The 16712-nt window shown below is 64.4% G+C and carries 18 protein-coding genes and 1 tRNA gene; 9 read left to right on the forward strand and 10 right to left on the reverse strand.

Annotated elements, in window-relative coordinates; genetic code table 11:
- Positions 1-137 precede the first annotated feature (137 nt).
- The 3 genes from LB555_RS09645 (at position 138) to LB555_RS09655 (ending at position 1835) form a co-directional block, all read left to right on the forward strand.
- Positions 138-941 carry a SapC family protein gene (locus tag LB555_RS09645; protein ID WP_224682777.1) on the forward strand — a complete coding sequence of 268 codons (804 nt, stop codon included), beginning with the start codon at positions 138-140 and terminating at the stop codon, positions 939-941.
- 90 nt (positions 942-1031) lie between these two features.
- Positions 1032-1232, forward strand: coding sequence for a DUF2934 domain-containing protein (locus tag LB555_RS09650; protein WP_224682778.1), 201 nt, complete (start codon positions 1032-1034; stop codon positions 1230-1232).
- Between the two features lie 309 nt (positions 1233-1541).
- On the forward strand, positions 1542-1835 hold the full coding sequence (locus LB555_RS09655; RefSeq protein ID WP_224682779.1) for an adenylate cyclase: 294 nt from the start codon (positions 1542-1544) through the stop codon (positions 1833-1835).
- 95 nt (positions 1836-1930) lie between these two features.
- Here the strand turns inward: LB555_RS09655 and LB555_RS09660 are convergent.
- Positions 1931-2005: transfer RNA gene (locus LB555_RS09660), tRNA-Gly, on the reverse strand.
- 211 nt (positions 2006-2216) lie between these two features.
- On the opposite strand from LB555_RS09660, the gene LB555_RS09665 reads away from it, so the two are divergent.
- The 4 genes from LB555_RS09665 (at position 2217) to LB555_RS09680 (ending at position 4942) form a co-directional block, all read left to right on the forward strand.
- Positions 2217-2714: a prolyl-tRNA synthetase associated domain-containing protein gene (locus LB555_RS09665; protein WP_224682780.1), complete on the forward strand. Its 498-nt coding sequence runs from the start codon at positions 2217-2219 to the stop codon at positions 2712-2714.
- Positions 2715-2798: 84 nt separating this feature from the next.
- Positions 2799-3821 (forward strand): thioredoxin, encoded by a 1023-nt coding sequence (trxA, locus tag LB555_RS09670; protein WP_224682781.1) that lies wholly within the window; start codon positions 2799-2801, stop codon positions 3819-3821.
- Between the two features lie 106 nt (positions 3822-3927).
- Positions 3928-4599 carry an LON peptidase substrate-binding domain-containing protein gene (locus LB555_RS09675; protein WP_015314920.1) on the forward strand — a complete coding sequence of 224 codons (672 nt, stop codon included), beginning with the start codon at positions 3928-3930 and terminating at the stop codon, positions 4597-4599.
- Between the two features lie 103 nt (positions 4600-4702).
- The gene (locus LB555_RS09680; protein ID WP_015314921.1) at positions 4703-4942 is read left to right on the forward strand and encodes a Trm112 family protein; all 240 of its coding nucleotides are present in this window, start codon (positions 4703-4705) and stop codon (positions 4940-4942) included.
- 78 nt (positions 4943-5020) lie between these two features.
- Here the strand turns inward: LB555_RS09680 and LB555_RS09685 are convergent, their stop codons facing one another.
- From LB555_RS09685 to ccmA, 4 genes are all read right to left on the reverse strand, one after another.
- A complete protein-coding gene (locus tag LB555_RS09685; RefSeq protein WP_015314922.1) occupies positions 5021-5596 on the reverse strand; it encodes a DsbE family thiol:disulfide interchange protein in 576 nt (191 codons plus the stop codon).
- Positions 5593-5760: a heme exporter protein CcmD gene (ccmD, locus tag LB555_RS09690; RefSeq protein ID WP_015314923.1), complete on the reverse strand. Its 168-nt coding sequence runs from the start codon at positions 5758-5760 to the stop codon at positions 5593-5595. The genes LB555_RS09685 and ccmD overlap by 4 nt, the downstream gene beginning before the upstream one ends.
- A gap of 130 nt (positions 5761-5890) precedes the next feature.
- A complete protein-coding gene (gene ccmB, locus LB555_RS09695; protein ID WP_140660401.1) occupies positions 5891-6556 on the reverse strand; it encodes a heme exporter protein CcmB in 666 nt (221 codons plus the stop codon).
- 49 nt (positions 6557-6605) lie between these two features.
- The gene (gene ccmA / locus LB555_RS09700; protein ID WP_224682782.1) at positions 6606-7214 is read right to left on the reverse strand and encodes a heme ABC exporter ATP-binding protein CcmA; all 609 of its coding nucleotides are present in this window, start codon (positions 7212-7214) and stop codon (positions 6606-6608) included.
- Positions 7215-7499: 285 nt separating this feature from the next.
- Between ccmA and acnA the strand changes: the two genes are divergently transcribed.
- Both acnA and LB555_RS09710 read left to right on the forward strand, forming a co-directional pair.
- Entirely contained in the window at positions 7500-10190 is a 2691-nt protein-coding gene (gene acnA / locus LB555_RS09705; RefSeq protein ID WP_224682783.1) for an aconitate hydratase AcnA, read from the forward strand.
- Between the two features lie 382 nt (positions 10191-10572).
- The gene (locus LB555_RS09710) at positions 10573-11382 is read left to right on the forward strand and encodes a DUF1223 domain-containing protein (protein WP_224682784.1); all 810 of its coding nucleotides are present in this window, start codon (positions 10573-10575) and stop codon (positions 11380-11382) included.
- 58 nt (positions 11383-11440) lie between these two features.
- Here the strand turns inward: LB555_RS09710 and LB555_RS09715 are convergent, their stop codons facing one another.
- From LB555_RS09715 to LB555_RS09735, 5 genes are read right to left on the reverse strand one after another with little or no spacing between them, the layout of a single operon-like run.
- A complete protein-coding gene (locus LB555_RS09715) occupies positions 11441-12826 on the reverse strand; it encodes an NAD(P)/FAD-dependent oxidoreductase (RefSeq protein WP_224682785.1) in 1386 nt (461 codons plus the stop codon).
- Positions 12827-12847: 21 nt separating this feature from the next.
- Positions 12848-13960, reverse strand: a complete 1113-nt coding sequence (locus LB555_RS09720; RefSeq protein ID WP_140618235.1) for an ABC transporter ATP-binding protein — start codon at positions 13958-13960, stop codon at positions 12848-12850.
- On the reverse strand, positions 13957-14754 hold the full coding sequence (locus LB555_RS09725; protein ID WP_224529756.1) for an ABC transporter permease: 798 nt from the start codon (positions 14752-14754) through the stop codon (positions 13957-13959). The genes LB555_RS09720 and LB555_RS09725 overlap by 4 nt, the downstream gene beginning before the upstream one ends.
- Positions 14754-15617: an ABC transporter permease gene (locus LB555_RS09730; RefSeq protein WP_015314931.1), complete on the reverse strand. Its 864-nt coding sequence runs from the start codon at positions 15615-15617 to the stop codon at positions 14754-14756. Before LB555_RS09730 ends, LB555_RS09725 begins: the two co-directional genes overlap by 1 nt.
- A 23-nt stretch (positions 15618-15640) precedes the next feature.
- Entirely contained in the window at positions 15641-16711 is a 1071-nt protein-coding gene (locus LB555_RS09735) for an extracellular solute-binding protein (protein WP_181171355.1), read from the reverse strand.
- Between the last annotated feature and the right edge of the window lies 1 nt (position 16712).

Raw genomic sequence — 16712 nt, forward strand, 5'->3', positions numbered from 1 at the left:
ACGCTGTAGAGCATTTGCTTCATCTTGCGCATGATCATATCCAAATCGAGGATCAGTATGCAGGAACAGATCCCGGCTGGTGCTGGGTCACCCATGGGCGAGCCGCCGCGACCGGCGTGCGGGAGAGGAACGAAACGATGGCTGACAGCGGCGTGAAAACGGAAACGGCACCGGCGGGCGAAGCATTGCCGCTTTTCTACTCCAGGCCGGAGGCGCTCAATCCGGCGCGGCACGGCTCGCTGGGGTTGACCGCGCGCAGCGACTTTTCCTTCGCGCGCTCGGCGCACGCCATCCCGGTGGTGGCGTCGGAGATGCCGGCGGCGATGCGCTCCTATCCGATCGTCTTCATCGGCGCCGCCAAGGCGCCCGTCATCATCACCGGCGTTCGCCAGGACGAGAACCTGTTCGTCGATGCCGACGGCAAGTGGAACGCGCCGCACTACATCCCGGCCTATGTCCGCCGCTACCCTTTCATCCTGGCCGAGGATCCGACCTCGGCCGGCCGGCTGACGCTGTGCGTCGACCGGGCGAGCGACCGTGTCGTCGACCAGCTGATGGCGCCCTTCCGCGACGACAAGGTGCTGCCGTTCTTCGGCGGCAACGAACCGACCGAGGCGACCAGGCAGGCGCTCGCTTTCTGCAACCAGTTCCAGATCGATTTCAGGGCCACCCGCGAGATGGTCGACAAGATCGACGCGCACGGTCTGTTTTCGCCGCGCCAGAGCAAGGTGACGCTGGAAGGCGGCGAAGTGCTCAACCTCACCGACTTCCAGGTGATCGACGAAGCGGCCTTCAACAAATTGAGCGACGAGGCCTTCCTCGACCTCAGAAAGTCCGGCGCGCTCGGCCTGCTCTATTGCCACCTCGCCTCGACCAACAGCTGGACCTCGCCGGTGCACCAGGCGTCGCTTCGCAAGGCGGAGGCCGCGAAGAGTGCCTGACGGCATTGCCCGACCTGCCGAGGGCGACGACATCCAAATTGGAACATTTCAGGCGTTGTCCGGTTGCTTCCTCAGGGAAGGAAGACGGCCATGGTGATCAGCCAGGAAGAACGTGTCGCGCATATCAGCAAGCGGGCCCGCGAACTCTGGGAACGGGAAGGCTTGATGCCCGATCGTGAGAAGGCCTGCTGGGACAAGGCGGTCGAGGAGTTCGAGTCCGGTCGGCTGACCCCCGGACGAAAGCAACCAGGCGCGGATGCCGCTGGCGACAGCGCGGGTACCAAACACTGACGCTGTTGGCACAATCGGAGCGAACCCAGAGACGTATCGGACCGACGCCAAAGTGGATGCGGTCATGGCCCGCGTCACATACAAGTTCGGGATGGGTCAGTAGCCCAGTCGAGCGGCGCAGGAATTTCCCGTGCACCCAACGGAAGGCGGGGGTTAGCCCGTGTGACAGGCCACGCCGGCAGCGCCCGACATCACAGATTCGTGATGCTCGGGATGAACGGCGTCCCGAAAAGCGTTTCAGTCTTTGTTCGCCGGGTGCTCCCGAGACCGCGAGCGCCCTGAAATCAAACCGATTTTGGGAGAACAACGATGAAACATCACCTTATCCCCATGGTGCTGGGCTTGCTGATGACCTCCGCGGGCCTGGCTTCGGCAGCCAACGTCCACTCGGTAACGGGGACGAAAGGTCAACCCGATCAAACGATCGGCACCGCTCAGACAGGAAGTGCTACGCCTGGCAATGCCAGCACCGCGCCGGGTTCAGCCTTCAACCCGGACGGAAATGCGGGAACACATTACGCAGGCACCCAGCCGCAGAACTCCAAGAACCCGAAGAGCGTATCTCAGTACGACGTTGCCGGCTTCCAGCAGTCCCATAAGTGACATCCGGCTCTTGGGCGGTCGAGGTTCAATCCGCCAGAAAACGAAAAAGCCGCGGCGAACCGCGGCTTTTCGATGCTTGATTCCCTGGAGGAAACTGGAGCGGGTGAAGCGATTCGAACGCTCGACCCCAACCTTGGCAAGGTTGTGCTCTACCCCTGAGCTACACCCGCTCACACGGCGTCTTGGCCGCAAGCCGGGCCTATATGGCTGAAGAGCGCGGCGATTGCAACAGGGAAATAGCAGGCTTTTTGCAACCTTCCGAGCGATGCCGGCAAACCGCCCGCGACGCGCCGATTTCATCGCCGCTGGCGCGACGGTCTTGTGTCGGCTGCCTCATTGGCCGTAAACGGCAAGGCCGAGAAACCGACGAAGAAGAGATCCATGCCGAAGACCGAAGCTGACCTGATGGCCTTTCTTGCCGAACTCGGCATCGTGGTTTCGACCATACGCCACCCGCCGCTCTATACGGTTGCCGATTCGCAGGCGCTGCGCGGGGATATCGCCGGCGGGCACACCAAGAACCTGTTCCTGAAGGACAAGAAGGACAATTTCTTCCTGGTCACCGTCGGCGAGGATGCGGTCGTCGATCTCAAGCAGATACATCAGCTGATCGGCGCCGCCAGCCGGGTTTCGTTCGGCAAGCCGGAAATGCTGATGGAGCTTCTGGGGGTCACCCCGGGGGCGGTCACGGTGTTCGGCATCGTCAACGACAGGGAAAACCGGGTCAAACTGGTGCTCGACAAGGATCTGATGGACCATTCCGTCATCAATGCGCATCCCCTGACCAACGAGGCGACGACATCGATCGCGGCCGCCGATCTCATCAGATTCGTCGAGGCAACCGGGCATGATGCTGCTATCTTGAAAGTCTCGGCATGATCGCCACATGGGTGGCAAAGCCGATTTCCAATTGAGACAGGGCGCCGGGCCACGGGCCGGCCGCGCGACCGAAAGGGTGACGAGATGAGCGACAACAATCCGTTTGGCGGATCATTTGGAAACAAGGGCGGCCAGTATGCCACCACGGTGCAGTATGGCGGAACCGAGCCCAAAGCCGGATTCGGCGAGACGTCCGCGCCCCCAGCTGCCGGCCCCACCGCCGGCCCCACCACCGGCGATGTCATCAAGGACACGACGACCGCGGCCTTTGCCGCCGACGTCATCCAGGAATCGCGCCGCCAGCCGGTGCTGGTCGACTTCTGGGCGCCGTGGTGCGGACCTTGCAAGCAGCTCACTCCGCAGCTGGAAAAGGCGGTCAAGGCCGCCGGCGGCAGGGTCAAGCTGGTCAAGATGAACATCGACGACCATCCCTCGATCGCCGGCCAGCTCGGCATCCAGTCGATACCGGCGGTCATCGCCTTCAAGGACGGCCAGCCGGTCGACGGCTTCATGGGCGCCATTCCCGAAAGCCAGATCAACGAATTCATCACCAAGGTCGGCGGCAAGGGCAATGGCGCGCCGCCGGTGGCCGAGGCCCTGGCCGCGGCGGCGGAGGCGCGCGACGCCGGCGACATGCAGACCGCGGCCGACATCTACGATGCCATCCTGGCGCAGGCGCCGGAAACGGTCGAGGCGATTGGCGGGCTGGGCGACCTGCTGTTCGAGGCCGGCGACACCGAGGGTGCCGAGGCGCTCCTGGCAACGGCGCCGGAGGCCAAGAAGGACGCACCGCCGCTGGCTGCCCTGCGCGCCAAGATCGCGCTGGCCGCGCAGGCGGCGGCGCTGGGAAATCCGGCCGAGTTCGAGCGGCGGCTCGCGGAAAATCCCAAGGACCATCAGGCGCGTTTCGACCTGGCCATGATCCAGAACGCCATGGGCGATCGCACGGCGGCCGCCGACAATCTGCTGGCCATCATCAAGGCCGACCGGAGTTGGAACGAGGATGGCGCCAGGACGCAGTTGCTGCAGCTGTTCGAGGCCTGGGGCATGACCGACGAGGCGACGCTTGCCGCACGCCGCAAATTGTCGGCATTGCTGTTTTCCTGAGCCGGTTACGGTTGTTTTGTCGCAAGGGCTTGTGGCGCCAGGCCTGTGCGCCAGATAGGACAGGGCAGGATTGACGCTTCGCAAGGGAAGCGATCGGAGGAACGAGGTGCAAGCGGGAAACGCGCATTACCGGCTCGCCAAGGATCTGCCATCGACGATCCCGCTCTTTCCGCTCGAAGGCGCGCTGCTGCTGCCGGGCGGCCGCATGCCGCTCAACATCTTCGAGCCGCGCTACCTGCAGATGGTGGACGAGGCCGTCGCCGGCTCGCGGCTCGTCGGCGTCATCCAGCCCGGCCTCAATGGCGCATTGCGCGAGGATGGCGAGCCGGAGCTCTGCAACGTCGGCTGCATCGGTCGCATCATCGCCTTTTCCGAGACCGGCGACGGCCGCTACCTGATCTCGCTGCAAGGCGTGTGCCGGTTCCGCGTCGCCCACGAGCTGACGGTCAAGACGCCGTTCCGCCAGGCGAAGCCGGCACCCTTCCTCGCCGATCTGGACGAGGAGCAGGCGGCTGATGAAATCGACCGGCCGGCGCTGCTCAGAGCCTTTCGCGCCTATCTGCAGGCCAATGACTTGGAAGCCGACTGGGAGAGCGTCAGCCGTGCCGAAAACGCCATGCTGGTCAACGCGCTGTCGATGATGGCGCCCTATGGACCGGCCGAGAAGCAGGCATTGCTCGAGGCCGCGGACCTGAAAACCAGGGCCGAAACGCTGATTGCCATCACCGAGATGACGCTGGCGCGCGAGAATGAGGATTTTGGCTCGAGCCTGCAGTAGGAATGCGACGATATCCAGCCGGCCTGCAATGACGGCCTGACCGATCTCGACAGATCCTGACATGCTGGCTGACATCCAGGGCGTGAAACCGGAAGAGGACCCAATGACGGATGGGCGCGACGGAAAGAAGGCCAATGTTGACCCGAAGCTGCTCGAACTCCTGGCCTGCCCGCTGACCAAGGGGCCGCTGGCCTGGGACCCCGAGCGCGGCGAGCTGGTTTCGCGGGTCGCCAAGCTCGCTTATCCGGTGCGCGACGGCATCCCGATCATGCTGCCCTCGGAAGCGCGGGTGCTCTCGGCCGAGGATGTGCTGTCGCCGCCACGGCCAGGTGGGCCGAATTGAGGTGGCGCGGAGCCATCCGCTCCGCTTCAACCATATACGTGTACAAACCAAGGGACATCAGGTCTTCGCGACGTCGCCTCAGCTCGGCCTGGCCAGTGCCTTGTCGATCTGCGGCAGCAGAAGCTCCCTGGCGGACTCTGGCGTCAGCGGGCCGACATGCTTGTAGGCTATCTTGCCATCCTTGCCGATGACGAAGGTTTCCGGCACGCCATAGACACCCCAGTCGATCGCCGTGCGGCCGGCTTCGTCGACGCCGATTGCCTGGAACGGATTGCCAAGGTCGCCGAGGAAGCGGCGGGCGTTTTCCGGCCGGTCCTTGTAATTCAGCGCCGCCATCGCGAACCTTTTGTCCTGCGCCAGCGCCAGCAGCACTGGGTGCTCTTCCCGACATGGTGCGCACCAGGACGCAAACACGTTGACCAGCGTGACCTTGCCGGCGAAGGCTTTCGAATCGAGCCCGGGCAGATTGCTGCCCTCCAGGGGCGGCAAGTTGGTTTGTGGTGCCGGCAGGCCGATGAGCGCCGACGGCACTTCCGAGACATCGCGTCCCGACAAGAGCTGCGACAGGAACAGTCCGGCCAGTCCGAGGAAGACCAGCAGCGGCAAAAATACGAACAGGCGGCGACGGGCCGGCGTTTCCGTCCCTGTGCTCATGACTTGGCTGCCTTGTCGGAACGGCGGCGCACGCCGGCCGCCTCGAGTTCGGCGAGTTCGCGCTTGCGCGCCCGCTGGTCGATGAGGATCCAGCCGATCAGCCCGGCCAGTGCCACGGCGGTGATCGTGTAGGCCGCCGCGACGTAGAGCGCATGCGCGCTCATGCGCGCCGCTCCATCGCCGCGTCTCGTTCCAGCCGGGTCTTTCCGCCTCGTTCGATCATGTCTTCCCTTAGCCGCGCGCCGGCGGCTTCGCAATCGGCCGCCACGCCGCAGCCTTCAGACCTCTGGCGCCTCAATCGGTGCCGTGGCGCAGCGCCAGCGCCGCTGCGGTCGGCCCCAGCACACCAAGAAACAGCGTCAGCGCGGCAAGAATGAGGAAGGGCTGCAGGAATGGATCGGGATTGGCCGTCGCGCCATAGCTCGCCGAAACGCCGAAGATCAGCACCGGTATGGTCAGCGGCAGCACCAGCACCGAGATCAAGAGGCCGCCACGCGGCAGCGCCACCGCCACCGCGGCGCCCACGGCACCGATGAAGGTGATTGCCGGCGTGCCGACCAGCAGCGTCAGCGCCGTGGCGCCTATGGCCAACGGTTCCATGTTCATGAACAGGCCGAGCAGGGGGGCCGCGACCACCAGCGGCAGGACGCTGCCCGCCCAATGCGCGACGCACTTCACCAGCACCGTCAGCGCCAGCATATGCCGGTCGTTGCCGAGCACCAGAAGATCGAGCGAACCGTCCTCGCGATCGGCCTGGAACAGCCGGTCGAGGCCGAGCAGGCAGGCAAGCAGCGCGCCGATCCACAGGATCGCCGGACCGATGCGGGCCAACAGCCTGAGGTCCGGCCCAACGCCGAAAGGGATGGTGGCGATGACGGCGAGGAAGAAGATGACGCCCGTCAGCGCGCCGCCGCCGGCGCGGATCGAGAGGCGGATGTCGCGCAGGAAGAGGGACCACATTACGATGTGGTCCCCTGTTGAAGAAGGGGGGCGCCGTAGGGTGCAGTCATCAAAAGGCCTCCCCCATCGCCAACTCTTTCGCCCCTTCCAATCCCAGCGGCAGATGCGTCGCCGCCACGATCATCCCGCCTTCTTCGCAATGCCCGCGCATCAGCCCCGCGAATCTTCCCTCCGAAGCCTTGTCCAGCCCTGCCGTCGGCTCGTCGAGCAGCCACAGCGGCCGATGGCTGACCAAGAGTTTCGCGATCGTCGCGCGGCGCCTTTGCCCGGTCGAGAGATAGCCGAACGGCAAATGGCCGATGCCGCCGAGCCCGACCGTTTCCAGCGCCTCGTCCACATCGAGCCGGCCTTCGCCATGGAACTCCCGCCAGAAGCGCAAATTCTCGGTCACGCTCAGCGCCGTCTTCATCGCGTTCTGGTGGCCGAGATAGTGGCAGGCCGAGCCGATCGAGGGGAACTCGTCGCCGCCGCCTTCGAGCAGCAGCCGGCCCTCGGTTTTCGGCAGCAGCCCGGCGACCACCCTGAGCAAGGTCGATTTGCCCGAGCCGTTCGGCCCGGTGACGACCAGGGCCTGGCCCTGATCGAGGACAAAGCCGATGCCGGAGAAAACCGGCTCGCCGCCGCGTTCGCCGCCCAGATTTTCGGCGATAAGCCGCATCCCTCGCCTGCCCTGAAATCAATGTTTCGCGAGCGCTGCCGCATCGCACAAATTTGCTCAGCAACTGTCTAGAACTATTCCAGAAAATTCTCTATATGCGGGGCATCCGTGCCAGCGGTCGGCGCGGGAACAGAATTAGCGCCGAACCAGCGCACGCGCCGCCTTGAACGGCTCGGGTTGCTTGGGAACGGACAGCGGAAATGGCCGTACCCGCACCTTTGCGCGTGATTGCATGCCATCGGCGTCCGTTCCCTTTCAGGCTGAACAGACAAGGACGGATCGCACGTGTCAAAATCCCTCGACAGTTTCAATTGCCGCCGCACGCTGAAAGCGGGCGACGCCGAGTATGTCTATTTCGACCTCGTCGAGGCTGAGAAGAACGGCCTCACCGGCATTGCCCAGCTGCCCTATTCGATGAAGGTGCTGCTGGAAAACCTGCTGCGCAACGAGGACGGCCGCTCCGTCACCAAGGAGAGCATCCAGGCGGTGGCAGGCTGGCTGACCGACAAGGGCACCGCAGGCGTCGAGATCGCCTATCGCCCGGCCCGCGTGCTGATGCAGGATTTCACCGGCGTCCCGGCCGTGGTCGACCTCGCCGCCATGCGCGACGCCATGGCTTCGCTCGGCGGCGATCCGCAGAAGATCAACCCGCTGGTGCCGGTCGACCTTGTCATCGACCATTCCGTCATCGTCGACGAGTTCGGCACGCCGATGGCGTTCGCCCGCAATGTCGAGCTCGAATATGAGCGCAACGAAGAGCGCTACAAGTTCCTGAAATGGGGCCAGCAGGCGTTCCGCAACTTCCGCGTCGTGCCGCCCGGCACCGGCATCTGCCACCAGGTCAATCTCGAATATCTCGGCCAGGTGGTGTGGACCAACACCGAGGACGGCGAAACCACCGCCTATCCCGACACCTGCGTCGGCACCGATTCGCATACAACCATGATCAACGGCCTTGGCGTGCTCGGCTGGGGCGTCGGCGGCATCGAGGCCGAGGCGGCCATGCTCGGCCAGCCGGTTTCCATGCTGCTGCCGGAAGTCATCGGCTTCCGCCTCACCGGCAAGCTCAAGGAGGGCGTCACCGCCACCGACCTCGTGCTGACCGTCACCCAGATGCTGCGCAAGAAGGGCGTCGTCGGCAAGTTCGTCGAGTTCTTCGGCCCCGGCCTGTCCAACATGACGCTGGCCGACCGCGCCACGATCGGCAACATGGCGCCCGAATACGGCGCCACCTGCGGTTTCTTCCCGGTCGATTCCGAAACCATCCGCTATCTCACAATGTCGGGCCGCAGCGAGGACCGCATCGCCCTGGTCGAAGCCTATTCCAAGGCGCAAGGCATGTGGCGCGAGGCCGGCTCCGCCGACCCGGTCTTCACCGACCTGCTCGAACTGGAGCTGGATAGTGTCGTGCCGTCGATGGCCGGCCCCAAGCGCCCCGAGGGCCGTGTCGCGCTGGAAGGCATTCCCGCCGGCTTCGCCAAGGCGATGGACGCCGAATACAAGAAGGCGGCGGAAATCTCCAAGCGCTATGCCGTCGAAGGCACCGATCATGACCTCGGCCATGGCGACGTCGTCATCGCCGCCATCACCTCCTGCACCAACACCTCGAATCCATCAGTGCTGATCGGCGCGGGCTTGCTTGCCCGCAACGCCAACCGCCTTGGCCTGAAGCAGAAGCCGTGGGTAAAAACCTCGCTGGCCCCCGGCAGCCAGGTGGTGGCGGAATATCTGGAAAAGTCGGGCCTGCAGAAGGAGCTCGACCAGATCGGCTTCAACCTGGTCGGCTTCGGCTGCACCACCTGCATCGGCAATTCCGGCCCGCTGCCGGCGCCGATCTCAAAAACCATCAACGACAAGGGCCTGATTGCCGCCGCGGTGCTCTCCGGCAACCGCAACTTCGAAGGCCGCGTCTCGCCCGACGTGCAGGCGAACTACCTGGCGTCGCCGCCGCTGGTCGTGGCGCATGCGCTGGCCGGCACCGTGACCAAGGACCTGACCACGGAGCCGCTCGGCGACGACAGGAACGGCAATCCGGTCTATCTCGAGGATATCTGGCCGAGCTCGGCCGAGATCCAGGAGTTCATCGAGAAGAACGTCACCCGCGAGCTGTTCGCCCGCAAATATGCCGACGTCTTCAAGGGCGACGAGTACTGGCAGAACGTCAAGGCGCCGGAAGGCCAGACCTATGCCTGGGACAACAATTCGACCTATGTGCAGAACCCGCCCTACTTCGCCGGCATGACCACGGGTTTCGGCAAGATCGGCGACATCAAGGGCGCCCGCGTGCTCGGCCTGTTCGGCGACAAGATCACCACCGACCACATCTCGCCGGCGGGTTCGATCAAGGCCGCCTCGCCGGCCGGCAAATACCTGACCGACCATGGCGTCGGCGTCGCCGACTTCAACCAGTACGGCACGCGGCGCGGCAACCATGAGGTGATGATGCGCGGCACCTTCGCCAACATCCGCATCCGCAACCACATGCTGGGCGAGAACGGCCGCGAGGGCGGCTACACCATCCACTATCCCAGCAAGGAAGAGGAATCGATCTACGACGCGGCGATGCAGTACAAGAAGGAAGGCGTGCCGCTGGTCATTTTCGCCGGCGTCGAATACGGCAACGGCTCGTCGCGCGACTGGGCGGCAAAGGGGACCAACCTGCTCGGTGTCCGTGCCGTCATCGCCCAGTCCTTCGAGCGCATCCATCGTTCGAACCTGGTCGGCATGGGCGTCATCCCCTTCGTCTTCGAGGAAGGCACCTCATGGGCTTCCCTCAACCTCAAGGGCGACGAGCTGGTCGAGATCGACGGATTGAGCGCCATCAAGCCGCGCCAGACGATGACCGCCAAGATCACCTATGGCGACGGCACGGTGAAGAACGTGCCGATCATCTGCCGCATCGATACGCTGGATGAGCTCGACTACTTCAAGAACGGCGGCATCTTGCAGTACGTGCTGCGCGATCTGGCGGCCTAGAAGCAGTGAGTAGTGAGTGGGATGCAGGGGACGCCCCTACTCACTACTCGCTACTCCCCTGCCGCGGCACAGCAGACCAGCACACCGCACAGTCCTGCCGCGATGAAGGCAAGGTCGTCAAAGCATTGACCGGCCCAGACCAAAGTCCAGGGCCGGTGCGTTCGCAATAGAGATCGATGGCGGTGAGGAGAACCTGCCGCATAGCGATGATGCCGCCGCTCAATCGAACCACGCCTTGAAATGCAGCGGCTGCTCCTATTGCGGCCTTACCTCACGATTGCAGCGGTAAAATTTCACCGCAACGTGACTTCCCGTTGACTTCCCGTTCTGCCACATATTTCGGCAAAGCAGAACAAAGCCGGCATCACCGGCGGGAATTGGAATGGTCATGGCCTCGCGACAATCATTGTGGCTGGCAGCCTTCGCGCTGGCCTTCTCGGCTTTTGCCGGCGCTGGGCATGCCAGCGAGCCCGAAAGGGCCCAGGCCGAAAAATCCGACAGGCCGCTCGGCGTGGTCGAACTGTTCACCAGCCAGGGCTGCAGTTCCTGCCCGCCGGCGGACGCGTTCTTCGCCGAACTCGCCACAAGGCAAGACCTTGTCGCGCTCGCTTATCACGTCGATTACTGGGACTATCTCGGCTGGAAGGACACGCTGAGCCACAAGGAAAACACCGAGCGGCAATATGACTATATGCGCTATTTCAGCAGCCGTTCGGTCTATACGCCGCAGGCCGTCCTGAACGGCCGCATGCATGTCAACGGCGCCAATCGCGGTGAGGTCGACGGCGCGCTTGCCCGCATGGCCCGTGCCGGCGAAGGCATGCGTGTGCCCATCAAGGTCAGCCGCACCGGCGACCGTGTGATCATCGATGCAGGTGACGCCGGCGCCGGCCCGAACGACGCCCATGTCGTCATCGTCTATTTCGACGCGCCGCAGACGGTCAAGATCGGCCAGGGCGAGAACTCCGGCCGCAAGATGACCTATTGGAACGCGGTCACCGGGATCCAGACCGCCGGCATGTGGCATGGCAAGGCGCAGCGCTACGAATTTCCGCTGAGCGAGATCACCAAGAAAGGCGGCTGCGCCGTGCTTTTGCAGTCGGTCGGCAAGGATGGCCTGCCAGGCCCCATACTGGGTGCGGCTTTCATCCACAAACCGGGATCCGAGGCCTCCCTCGATCGTAAGCTGTAAGGTCACGGGTTCGGCGCAATTCCAGACGGAAACCGCTACATATCCTGCTCGAATGCTTTCAGTGTCCGGTCAGGCGATCGGCGAAGGCCGCAAGGCGCGAGGTCCGGTCCAGGCCGTTTGCTTCACGCCGGTCGGCGATGCGATAGAGCTGGTACATTGTATGCACGCCGAGCCAGCGCAGTGGTTCCGGTTCCCATTTCTTGACCGTGCGGTTGACCCAGGGCAGCCGGGTCAACTCGGTGTCGCGGCCGAGCACGAGGTCGCGCAAGGTGCGGCCTGACAGGTTGGAACTGGAAACCCCGAGCCCGACATAGCCGCCGGCCCAGCCGATGCCGCTTTCCCGGTCGAAGCCTGAAGTGGTGCACCAGTCGCGCGGCACCCCAAGCGTCCCGCACCAGGCATGGTCGAGACGCACGCCCTTGGTCTGCGGCAACAGCCTGGTCAGCACCTCGTGCAACTGGTCGATGGTCGCCTGCTGGGTCCGGCCGCGCACATCGGTGCGCGAACCGAAGCGGTAGGGCACGCCACGGCCGCCCATGGCGATGCGGCCTTCGCGCGTGCGCTGCGCGTAGCAATAGGTGTGAGCGGCATCGCCCAACACCTCGTAACCGTTCCAGCCGATCTGGTCCCACAGTTCTTGCGGCAGCTTCTCGGTCACCACGATGGCGCTGTTCAGCGGCAGCCAGAGACGCTCGTAGCCGGGAATGCCAGCCGTGAAGCCTTCGGTGGCGCGGATGATCTTCCCTGCCCGCACGATGCCTCTGCTGGTGGTGACCTTGCCCTTCTCGATCGCCAGCACCTGCGTCTGCTCGTAGATCGGCACGCCAAGCCGCTCGACAGCCGCGGCCAGGCCTTGCACCAGCTTCGCCGGCTGGACACGCGCGACGTTGCGCACCACGAAGGCGCCCAGCACCTTGTCGATGGCGATGCGCTGGCGCGCCTCCCGCGCGTCGAGGAAGGCCAGCCGCTCCGGCGGCATCTCCCAGCCCAGCAGCTCCTCGTATTCGGCCTTGGCGCGCTGCAATTGTGCCGCGTTGGTGGCGACGGTGATGTTGTCGACGCGGCGAATATCGGCGTCGATGCCTTCGGCTTCCGTCACCGCGATCACCTCATCGACCGTGCCGAACATGGCGCGCTGCATGTCGATCACCGCGCCGCGCGAGGAGGTCTTTGCGTATTTCTCGCGCGACCAGCTGAAGCCGCCCGAGAGCCAGCCGCCATTGCGGCCCGACGCGCCGAAGCCCGCGAACTCTTTTTCGACGATGGCGATGCGCAGCGCAGGCTGCGCCTTCTTCAGATAATAGGCGGTCCACAGGCCGGTGTAGCCGGCGCCGACGATGCAGACATCGGCCTCGATATCGCCGGGCAAGGACGGCCGATAGGCCGGCACGCCGCCGATATCGGCATACCAGAACGACACGTCGCCATTGTGCTTGGCTTGCATTTTTTGAAATCCGTTCCGAAATCAGGTGAGCGTCAGGTCAGCCTTGTCGTCGTCGGCGAGCAGCTTCACGTCGGCGCCGGCGAACAGCACCTCGACCTCGTCTCCGATGGCGAAACTGTCTGCTTCCAGCGTCGAGCGCACGATGGCTTTCGAGCCGTCGGCCAGGTCGACCTCGTATTTTGAGCCGGAGCCGAGATAGATGGCTTCGCCGATACGGCCCGTGAGCCGGTTGCGGCCGTCGCCGCCAGCACCAGGGCGGGCGAGCGCCAGCTTTTCGGGGCGCAGCAGCATGACCGGCCTGCCGCCATTGGCGAGACGCTTGGCGGTTGTCACCGTCTGGCCTGATATTTCGATCGCCGTCTCCTGGCCCGAGGTGGCGGCGGCCCCGCGCAGCACGGTGGAATCGCCGATAAACTTGCCAACGAACAGCGTCGCCGGTTCATCATACAGCTCGCGCCCGGTACCGATCTGTTCGATGCGGCCCCGGTTGAACACGGCGATGCGATCCGACAGCACCAGCGCCTCTTCCTGATCGTGCGTTACATAGACGAAAGTGGTGCCGAGTTCGCGGTGGATGCGCTTGATCTCGAGCTGCAGCCATTCGCGCAGTTTCTTGTCGAGTGCGCCGAGCGGCTCGTCCATCAACAGCAGCGGCGGATCGAAGACGATGGCGCGGGCCAGCGCCACGCGCTGCTGCTGGCCGCCCGAAAGCTCGCTGGGGAAGCGATGGCCGAAATCCGCCATCTTGACCATGTCGAGCGCCTGGCGCACGCGGCGTTCGCGCTCGGCTCCCGCCACGCCGCGCAAGGCGAGCGGATAGGCGACGTTGCGGCTCACCGTCATATGGGGAAACAGCGCGTAATGCTGGAAGACGACGCCGATGTTGCGCTTGTGCGCCGGCACGCCGACGACGCTCTTGCCGCCCACTTCCAGCGCGCCGGAACTGGCCTCGGTGAAGCCGGCGACGACGTTGAGCGTCGTCGTCTTGCCGGAGCCGCTTGGTCCAAGCAGCGTCATGAACTCGCCGGCCTCGATGTGCAGCGACACGCCGTCCAGCGCCTTGAAGCTGCCATAGGCCTTGCTGATCGACCTGAGATCGATCGCCGCGCCCCTGCTGTCTTGCCCCGGGGTCATTGGCGTCCTTTCCGCTCGCGGCCAAGAAGAAGCATGCCGCCGCCGATCAGGATCGTGGTGGCAAACAACAGGATCGTGCCGACGGCCGCGACCGTCGGGTCGGCGTCGCGCGTGATGGAAGCGAAGATCTGCACCGGCAATGTCTTGAGGTAGGGATTGGTGATGAACAGCGACACGACGATCTCATCGAAGGAGGTGGCGAAGGCGAACAGCAGGCCCGACAGCACGCCGGGTGCAATCAGCGGCAGCGTCACCGTGCGGAAGGTGGTGAGCGCGCTGGCGCCGAGGCTCGCCGCGGCTGTCTCGAGCCGCCTGTCGAAAACTTCGAGATTGGCCGAGACGGCAATCAGCACGAAGGGCAGTGCAAGGATGGTGTGAGCTAGCACGAAGCCGAGCAGCGTGCCGACAAGCCGCGTATCGAGATAGACCGCGTAGATGCCGATGGCCAGCACCACGCCCGGCACCACCATCGGTGTCAACATCAGCATGCGCAGCAGGTTTGCCGGCCGCGCCTTCATGCGGTCGAGGCCGAAGGCGGCAAGCGTGCCGAGCACCGTTGCCAGCACGGCAACGATCAAGGCGACCTTCAGCGAATTAACGAAGCTGTTCGACCAGTCCGGGTTGGTGGCGAAATTCTGGTACCATTGCCAGGAAAAGCCCTGCGGCGGAAACGCCAGCGACTTGTTCTCGTTGAACGACATCGGCACCACGACCAGCGTCGGGGCCACCAGCCATATGGCCACCAGCAGGCAGACAAGGCCGAGGATGACGCGGGTGAGCGGCTTCATCTCCATCAGCGCCGCTCCGCTTCCCGGTACCGGGACCGCATGACGGGCGCGGCGAGCGCCAGCAGCACGAAGGTCGTGACCAGCAGCACCACGCCCATGGCGCCGCCACGGCCCCATTGCAGCAGGCTGAGCACCTGTGTCTGCACCAGGGTGGACAGCATGGTCGAACGCGGACCGCCGAGCAAAGCCGGCGTGATGTAGAAGCCGAGCGCCAGGATGAAGACGATGATCGCCCCGGCATAGACGCCCGGCAGCGACAGCGGCAGGTAGATGGTGAAGAAGGCGCGGGACGGCCGCGCGCCAAGGCTTTGCGCCGCGCGCATCAGCCTGAGATCGATGCCTTTCATGACCGAATAGAGCGGCAGGATCATGAACGGCAAAAGCACCTGCGCCATGCCGATGACCACGCCCGTCTGGGTGCGGATCAGCCTGACGCCACCAAGCCCGAGCGACCGCAGGACCGAGTTGATGACGCCTGAATCCTGGAGCAGGATCACCCAGGACAAGGTGCGCACCACGCCGCTCACCCAAAACGGGATCAGCACACACAAGAGCAGCACCAGCCGAACGCGCGGCCCGACCGCGGTCATCAGATAGGCGTAGGGATAAGCGCAAACCACGCACACCAGCGTGACCCACGCCGAAATGACGAAGGTCCGCTGGAGCACGACAAGGTTGATCGGCGCACTGAAGAACCAGACATAGTTCTGCGCTCCCCACTCCGGTTCCGACAGGCTGCGCAGCACGATGGTCAGCAGCGGATAGCCGATCACCGCGAAAAGCAGGACCAGGGCCGGCAACGCGAGCGCGAACGGCCGCCATGCCCTGCGCCTTTCGGCGGCCGGAATGATTGGCTCGGACGCGCTCACGGCCCTTGCTTCCCGTCAGCCGGTCAGTTGCCGGCCATCAGCGCCGACCACTTCTCCTGCGCCACCGCAAAGTTCGGGACCCAGAACTTGAAGTTCTGCTTGTAGCCCTGCTTCTGGCGTTCAGGCGTATTGGTCAGGTAGGCGGCGACGGAAGCGTCGACCTTGGGCTGCGCGTCGTTGTTGATCGGCGTGTAGGAGGTCTTCTCCGCCAATATCTCCTGGGCATGCTTGCCGAGATAGGCATTGAGCAGCGCGTAGGACGCATCCGTATCCTTGACGCCGACCGGAATCGTCATCTGGTCCATCACCACCAGCCAATCCTGCCAGGCGGGCGCGTACTTGGCACCGTTCTTGACCGCCGTCATGGCGCGGCCCGTCCACATCATCAGCATGTCGGCCTCGCCGGATTCGGCGAGCTGCTGCGATTCGGCACCCGTCTTCCAGAAGATCGTGTCGGGGCCGAGCTTGCGGACCACATCGATGGCCTTGTCGATATCGGCCACCGTCATCGCCTTCGGATCGCCGCCGGCAACCTTGAAAGCCTGTTCCAGCAGGCCGCCGGTCGGGCTGCCGGAGCCGTCGATGCCACGCACGCCGGGGAATTTTTGGGTATCGAAGAAGTCGGCCCAGCTCTTGGGCGGATTATCCCCGTACTTTTCCTTGTTGTACATCAGCACGACACCGTAGTTCATCGCCGGCACCGAGCATTCGCCGACCTGGCCTTCCGGGATTTTCGAGACGTCGAGCTTCGTCAGATCGAGCTTCTGGAACAGCTTGCCGCAATAGACATAGGGCGGCAAGTCGTCGGTATCGACGACGTCCCAGGTCACATTGCCGGACTCGACCTGCGCCTGCAGTTTGGCGATCTCCGTCGGGCCGTCATTGAGCAGCTTGACGCCGGACTTGTCGACGAACTCCTTGAGTGCCGCCGCCTGGCCGTCCTGGTAGATGCCGCCATAGGAAACGAGGGTCAGCGTCTTGCCCTTCAGCGAGCCTTCGGCGACCTCTCCCGCCACCGGCTTGGATTGCGCGAGCGCGGCGGTCGCCGCCATAAGCACGGCGACGGCCGCCGCATGTCCAAATCTCAGTTTCATG

It is taken from the genome of Mesorhizobium sp. BR-1-1-10 (genome assembly GCF_020165595.1).
In the GTDB taxonomy this organism is placed as follows: domain Bacteria; phylum Pseudomonadota; class Alphaproteobacteria; order Rhizobiales; family Rhizobiaceae; genus Mesorhizobium; species Mesorhizobium australicum.

Bases quoted from the DNA above. Each gene is read 5' to 3' on its own strand.
- LB555_RS09645 (WP_224682777.1), top strand. From the start codon at position 138: ATGGCTGACAGCGGCGTGAAAACGGAAACGGCACCGGCGGGCGAAGCA.
- LB555_RS09650 (WP_224682778.1), top strand. From the start codon at position 1,032: ATGGTGATCAGCCAGGAAGAACGTGTCGCGCATATCAGCAAGCGGGCC.
- LB555_RS09655 (WP_224682779.1), top strand. From the start codon at position 1,542: ATGAAACATCACCTTATCCCCATGGTGCTGGGCTTGCTGATGACCTCC.
- LB555_RS09665 (WP_224682780.1), top strand. From the start codon at position 2,217: ATGCCGAAGACCGAAGCTGACCTGATGGCCTTTCTTGCCGAACTCGGC.
- trxA (WP_224682781.1), top strand. From the start codon at position 2,799: ATGAGCGACAACAATCCGTTTGGCGGATCATTTGGAAACAAGGGCGGC.
- LB555_RS09680 (WP_015314921.1), top strand. From the start codon at position 4,703: ATGACGGATGGGCGCGACGGAAAGAAGGCCAATGTTGACCCGAAGCTG.
- LB555_RS09685 (WP_015314922.1), bottom strand. From the start codon at position 5,596: ATGAGCACAGGGACGGAAACGCCGGCCCGTCGCCGCCTGTTCGTATTT.
- ccmD (WP_015314923.1), bottom strand. From the start codon at position 5,760: ATGAGCGCGCATGCGCTCTACGTCGCGGCGGCCTACACGATCACCGCC.
- ccmB (WP_140660401.1), bottom strand. From the start codon at position 6,556: ATGTGGTCCCTCTTCCTGCGCGACATCCGCCTCTCGATCCGCGCCGGC.
- ccmA (WP_224682782.1), bottom strand. From the start codon at position 7,214: ATGCGGCTTATCGCCGAAAATCTGGGCGGCGAACGCGGCGGCGAGCCG.
- LB555_RS09710 (WP_224682784.1), top strand. From the start codon at position 10,573: ATGGTCATGGCCTCGCGACAATCATTGTGGCTGGCAGCCTTCGCGCTG.
- LB555_RS09715 (WP_224682785.1), bottom strand. From the start codon at position 12,826: ATGCAAGCCAAGCACAATGGCGACGTGTCGTTCTGGTATGCCGATATC.
- LB555_RS09720 (WP_140618235.1), bottom strand. From the start codon at position 13,960: ATGACCCCGGGGCAAGACAGCAGGGGCGCGGCGATCGATCTCAGGTCG.
- LB555_RS09725 (WP_224529756.1), bottom strand. From the start codon at position 14,754: ATGGAGATGAAGCCGCTCACCCGCGTCATCCTCGGCCTTGTCTGCCTG.
- LB555_RS09735 (WP_181171355.1), bottom strand. From the start codon at position 16,711: ATGAAACTGAGATTTGGACATGCGGCGGCCGTCGCCGTGCTTATGGCG.